We start from the raw sequence: 5059 nt of genomic DNA, 5'->3' as shown, positions 1-5059 counted from the left end.
TTGTGCTTTTTGATCGGATCAATTAAATCTTCAATAGTCTGTTTTCCAAAGAAAATCTTGCGTTTGCGGTAAGTTACATATTTCTGAAGGTACAAAGCAACGGCTTCTGAAATACAGAAATACTTCATGGTATCAGGAACTTCGAAACGGATTTCTTCTGCAATACGGAAAAAATGATCGACAGCAGTTTTGGAAGTTAATATTACTGCAGTATGATCTTTGATATCGATTTTTTGAGAACGAAACTCCTGAACCGAAACTCCTTCGACGTGAATAAACGGCCTGAAATCGATTTTCAACTTATACTTTTCGGCCAAATCAAAATACGGAGACTTGTCGCCTTCTGGTTTCGGTTGAGAAACCAATATTGTCTTAATACTCAAGGTTTAATTTTGTTTTAGCGTTCAACATTTACTTAACCTAACCAACTTGAAATTTCACGATTGAAGACCAGTTTCAGGACTATCAAAAGCGGCAAAATTTCGAGGGTCCAAAGGTACAAAATTATATAATACCACGATACACCCAATTGGAAGACGTGATAAAAACCACGAATCATGCGTAAAAGAGTAAAAAACAGGAAGGTCCCGATGATGATAAACTTCGATTGCGTAATGAATTCGGGCTGAAAATAGATGAAAAAGAACTCAATAAGGATGACAATTCCGGCTGTTTGAGCCATAACTAATGTCAACTGATTCACTTCCAAAACGACTTCTTTTAATCCGGTAATTGTTCCGGCAACCGAGATCACAAAAAGATGATAAAGCAGCAGAATTGCCGGGAATGCAGTCAATACAATTGTCTGGTAGGTATTAAAATCCGTTAAGGAAAAATGATTGTACCAATAAATGCAGACTCCGGTGATAATGATGTACTGAAGGATTAAAAAAATGGACGTAAGCGGGTTTTCCCGGATTCCGTTTTTGTATTGCTCGGAGATACTTTGGAAAAAAAAAGTAGTTTGACCAAGTACCAAAAAAACTTCGCGCTGTCTTAAACGTGCTGCAGAAACCAAAAGCAAACAAAAAATCAGAGCTGCTATAATAATATACGAGTGATTCGCACTTCTTTCAGTGAGAACCATGACCTCATTCGCAGTTGAACCAGAAAAGAATTGCCCGCTTAATTGCATGAATTGAAATAAGATTCAGGTACAAAAGTACTATTTTGGAATCACTCTTGTTTGCATGTGTGAAATCTTAGTTGGTCTATGGTGTTTTAAATTGTTCATACCTCAACAAGCTCAGTATGATTAATAGTTCAAAATGGAACTCTTTAAACCCTTTCACTTCTCAATTGTCCATTTTCAATTATCCAATGATTAAACTTTTTGAATCCATTTAGTACACCGCTCTATTTTTATTCATTCGCTGATTTGATTACATTTGCACCGAACATTGAAAAAAAACTCAAATGAAATCTGATTTATATTCTCATCCGGACTATTTATTAATGGATGAATTGCTTACAGATGAGCAAAAGTTGGTACGTGATGCTGCTCGTGCGTGGGTGAAAAAAGAGGTTTCCCCGATCATTGATGAACATTATGAAAAGGCAACTTTTCCAATGCATTTATTGAAAGGATTAGGTGAAATCGGAGCTTTCGGACCTTACATTCCTGAAGAATACGGTGGACCGGGTCTGGATCAGATTTCATACGGATTGATCATGCAGGAATTGGAGCGTTGTGATTCAGGTTTGCGTTCAACAGCTTCCGTTCAAAGTTCATTGGTGATGTATCCGATCTGGAAATACGGAACGGAAGAGCAAAAAATGAAGTATTTGCCGAAATTGGCTACAGGTGAAATGATGGGATGTTTCGGTTTGACAGAGCCGGATCACGGATCAAATCCTGGAGGAATGATCACGAACTTTAAGGATATGGGTGACCATTACTTATTGAACGGAGCAAAAATGTGGATTTCCAATGCACCATTTGCGGATATTGCAGTTGTTTGGGCAAAGGATGAAACAGGTCGTATTCACGGATTGGTTGTGGAACGTGGAATGGAAGGATTTACAACTCCTGAAATGCACGGAAAATTATCTCTTCGCGCTTCTGCAACAGGTGAATTGATTTTTGTGAACGTAAAAGTTCCGAAAGAAAACTTACTTCCGGGGCGTTCTGGTTTGGGTGCACCGTTAAGCTGTTTGGATTCTGCTCGTTTCGGAATTGCATGGGGAGCACTGGGTGCTGCTATGGATTGTTACGATCAGGCATTGAGATATTCGAAAGAAAGAACGCAGTTTAACGTTCCGATCGGGGCATTCCAGCTGACTCAAAAGAAATTGGCTGAAATGATCACTGAGATCACAAAAGCACAGTTCATCACCTTGCGTGTAGGACAATTGAGAAACGAAGGAAGAGCTACTTCTGCAATGATCTCCATGATTAAGAGAAATAACGTAGAGATTGCTTTGAACATTGCCCGCGAGGCACGTCAAATCCACGGAGGAATGGGTATTACAAGCGAATACTCGATGATGCGCCATATGGCGAACCTGGAATCTGTGGTAACTTACGAAGGAACGCACGATATCCACTTGTTGATTACAGGTATGGACGTTACAGGAATTTCAGCTTTCACAAGAGAAATGCCTTAAATGACTGCTAAATATTGATTAAATAAAAAAGCCTTCGAATATCACTCGAAGGCTTTTTTTTATGATTATTAAATAAGATTTAATTCCATTGAATCATCGCTCCGGTTACCAGGGCGTCTTCGAATGATTTGCGAAGGTGTTCTAATTTTTGAATCGCCACCTGATCGCCGTTTTGAGCCTTTTTCTTGGTCTTGTAATACTGATGCAAACCGTGTCCGAAAACGTCTTGTTCCAGAATGTTTTTTATTTCACCGATCCGGCCGTTTACACCAATCAGAAAATGTTCCATTTCACCCAGTTCATGCAATTCGTCTTCTGATAAGTTTTTGCTTTTCAATAATTTGGAGTATCTGGGCAACATGACACCCAGCAAGTCGATAAATCGATCTAACTCTCGTTGAATGGCTGCTTGTTGTTCTTTGAATCCCATATGAGAAAAGTATATCTTTTTATGTTATGGTAAAAATTAAAAGCGTTTTTTAACATTTAAGAAAAAACAGGCTGTAGAAGGGATTGTGCTCCCCGCAATTAATCCCTAATTTTACAGCATGTCCGGCTGTTATATCCATATTCCTTTTTGCACCCAAAAATGTAGTTACTGCGACTTTCATTTTTCTACCAATCATTCTTATCAAAACGAGATGGTGGCTGCATTGTGCACAGAGTTGAAGCTGCGTTCAGATAACTGGAAATCCGAAGTTTTTGAAACAATCTATTTTGGAGGGGGAACTCCAAGCATCTTAACTCCCGAACAATTGGAGCAATTGATCAAGCAAGTTCGCCAATTTTATGCTGTTTCAGACAAAGTGGAAATAACACTGGAATGCAATCCGGATGATTGTAGCATGGAAAATCTGGGAAAATGGAAAGCATTGGGAGTTATGCGTCTGAGTATGGGAATTCAGTCGTTTGACGAAGAACAACTCAGATGGATGAACAGGAGTCATACTGCTGCTGATAGCATGAATGCCGTTTTGAATGCCAAACAAGTTGGTTTTGATGAATTGAGCCTGGATCTGATTTATGGTTTGCCGAATCTGACTTTGGAAGACTGGAAGAAACAAATTCAACAGATTGTGGCTTTGAACCCGGAACATATTTCTGCCTATTGCCTGACAGTTGAAGAGAAAACGGTTTTATCGAAATGGGTTGCAGAAGGTAAAATTGCTATTTCAAATGTGGATCAGCAATCGGAACAATTTGAGTTATTGGTTTTAGAACTGAAAAAAGCAGGTTATGAGCAATACGAGATTTCGAATTTTGCCCGAAATGAACATTATTCCAAACACAATACTTCTTACTGGAAAGGATCGAAATACCTGGGAATTGGTCCTTCGGCTCATGGGTATAACCTGACAGAACGCTATTGGAACCGGTCAAATAACCGGATCTATATGAACGAACTGGAAAAATCAATTTTACCGGAAACGATTGAAGTTTTGACTCCTTTTGATCGGTTTAATGAAGCTTTGATGATTGGTTTGCGGACGAAATGGGGAGTTTCTAAAAAAGAACTCTTTGAGAATATTCGTCCGGAAGCAGATTGGCATCAAATCGTAAAAGATTACGAGGATCAAAAATTGCTTGTTGAAACGGAAGATTCTTTTGTTCTGACAGAAGCCGGAAGGTTATTGGCAGACGCAATTGCAGCAGACCTGTTTATCATTGCTAATTCCTAATGCCGAATTACGAATGAATGGAAATAAATGAATGAAGTAATTCGTAATTCGTAATTCGTAATTCGTAATTCGTAATCATTCCTCTAATGTCTCCAAGCCATATTGACAACGGAAATCAACGCGGTTCTTTTTCGAGAAAAATTGATTTTTACTGATTGTCACGAAATCTTCCCGGTCCGGGCGCTCGTGAAAAAGATGGTATTGAATCGTTCTGAAACGGGTAGAGTAGGGTTTCAAACCTGCTTTTTTTGCCCGGAACTCAATATCCGTATCCTCTCCAAAACCTGGATTGGTGTACGTTTCGTCAAAACCATTCAGAAGATATAAATCGTTTTTATGCCAGCTCATGTTGCAGCCCAAAAGATGTCCTTTGCTTGTTTTAGCAAAACCCGGAAGGAAAAAACTCTCTTCCACGCGAATACTTTTGTTCCGGATCATCTCCATAAATGTCGGAATGGTACTGATTCCCTTGCGGATTTTCTGAGACGTTTTTGAATCCAGGTCAACCCTTCTTCCGATGCAGAATCGTCCTTTTTGAATGGAACGAATGTGCTGCTGAACAAATCGCGGGTGCAAAACGCAATCGCCGTCAATAAAGATCAAGAAATCCGTTGAAGAAGCTTTAATCGCCTTGTTGAGCATTTTGTTTTTTAAAAACCCCAGATCGGGTTGCTGCAAGTGTTTGATCGTGAGGGAACGACTGTATTTTTCGATTAAGGGATCAAAACACGGGTCTTCACAATCCTGTGAAACGATTACCTCGATGTCTTTTT

The 5059-nt window shown here is 39.3% G+C and carries 6 protein-coding genes; 2 read left to right on the top strand and 4 right to left on the bottom strand.

The features are described from left to right. Positions 1 to 383: uroporphyrinogen-III synthase (locus tag Q1V93_RS17795; protein WP_300666522.1), on the bottom strand; the 383-nt coding region annotated here is incomplete at its 3' end. A 32-nt stretch (positions 384 to 415) separates the two neighbouring features. Beyond that, positions 416 to 1135: a DUF4271 domain-containing protein gene (locus tag Q1V93_RS17790; RefSeq protein ID WP_300666521.1), complete on the bottom strand. Its 720-nt coding sequence runs from the start codon at positions 1133 to 1135 to the stop codon at positions 416 to 418. 281 nt (positions 1136 to 1416) lie between these two features. On the opposite strand from Q1V93_RS17790, the gene Q1V93_RS17785 reads away from it, so the two are divergent. Further along, entirely contained in the window at positions 1417 to 2607 is a 1191-nt protein-coding gene (locus Q1V93_RS17785) for an acyl-CoA dehydrogenase family protein (protein ID WP_300666519.1), read from the top strand. 79 nt (positions 2608 to 2686) lie between these two features. On the opposite strand, the gene Q1V93_RS17780 is transcribed toward Q1V93_RS17785, so the two are convergent. Next, positions 2687 to 3037 carry a hypothetical protein gene (locus tag Q1V93_RS17780; protein ID WP_300666517.1) on the bottom strand — a complete coding sequence of 117 codons (351 nt, stop codon included), beginning with the start codon at positions 3035 to 3037 and terminating at the stop codon, positions 2687 to 2689. A 118-nt stretch (positions 3038 to 3155) separates the two neighbouring features. Here Q1V93_RS17780 and hemW point away from each other — a divergent pair, with 118 nt between their 5' ends. Then, positions 3156 to 4286 carry a radical SAM family heme chaperone HemW gene (gene hemW, locus Q1V93_RS17775; RefSeq protein WP_300666516.1) on the top strand — a complete coding sequence of 377 codons (1131 nt, stop codon included), beginning with the start codon at positions 3156 to 3158 and terminating at the stop codon, positions 4284 to 4286. A 75-nt stretch (positions 4287 to 4361) separates the two neighbouring features. Here the strand turns inward: hemW and Q1V93_RS17770 are convergent. After that, a partial coding sequence (locus tag Q1V93_RS17770; protein WP_300666514.1) for a glycosyltransferase occupies positions 4362 to 5059 on the bottom strand: 698 nt, incomplete at its 5' end.

Origin of the sequence: Fluviicola sp. (assembly GCF_030151805.1) — a bacterium.
Taxonomy (GTDB): domain Bacteria; phylum Bacteroidota; class Bacteroidia; order Flavobacteriales_D; family Crocinitomicaceae; genus Fluviicola.
The sequence above is the reverse complement of the archived record's forward strand: the minus strand, read 5'-3'. Positions and strand labels throughout refer to the sequence as shown.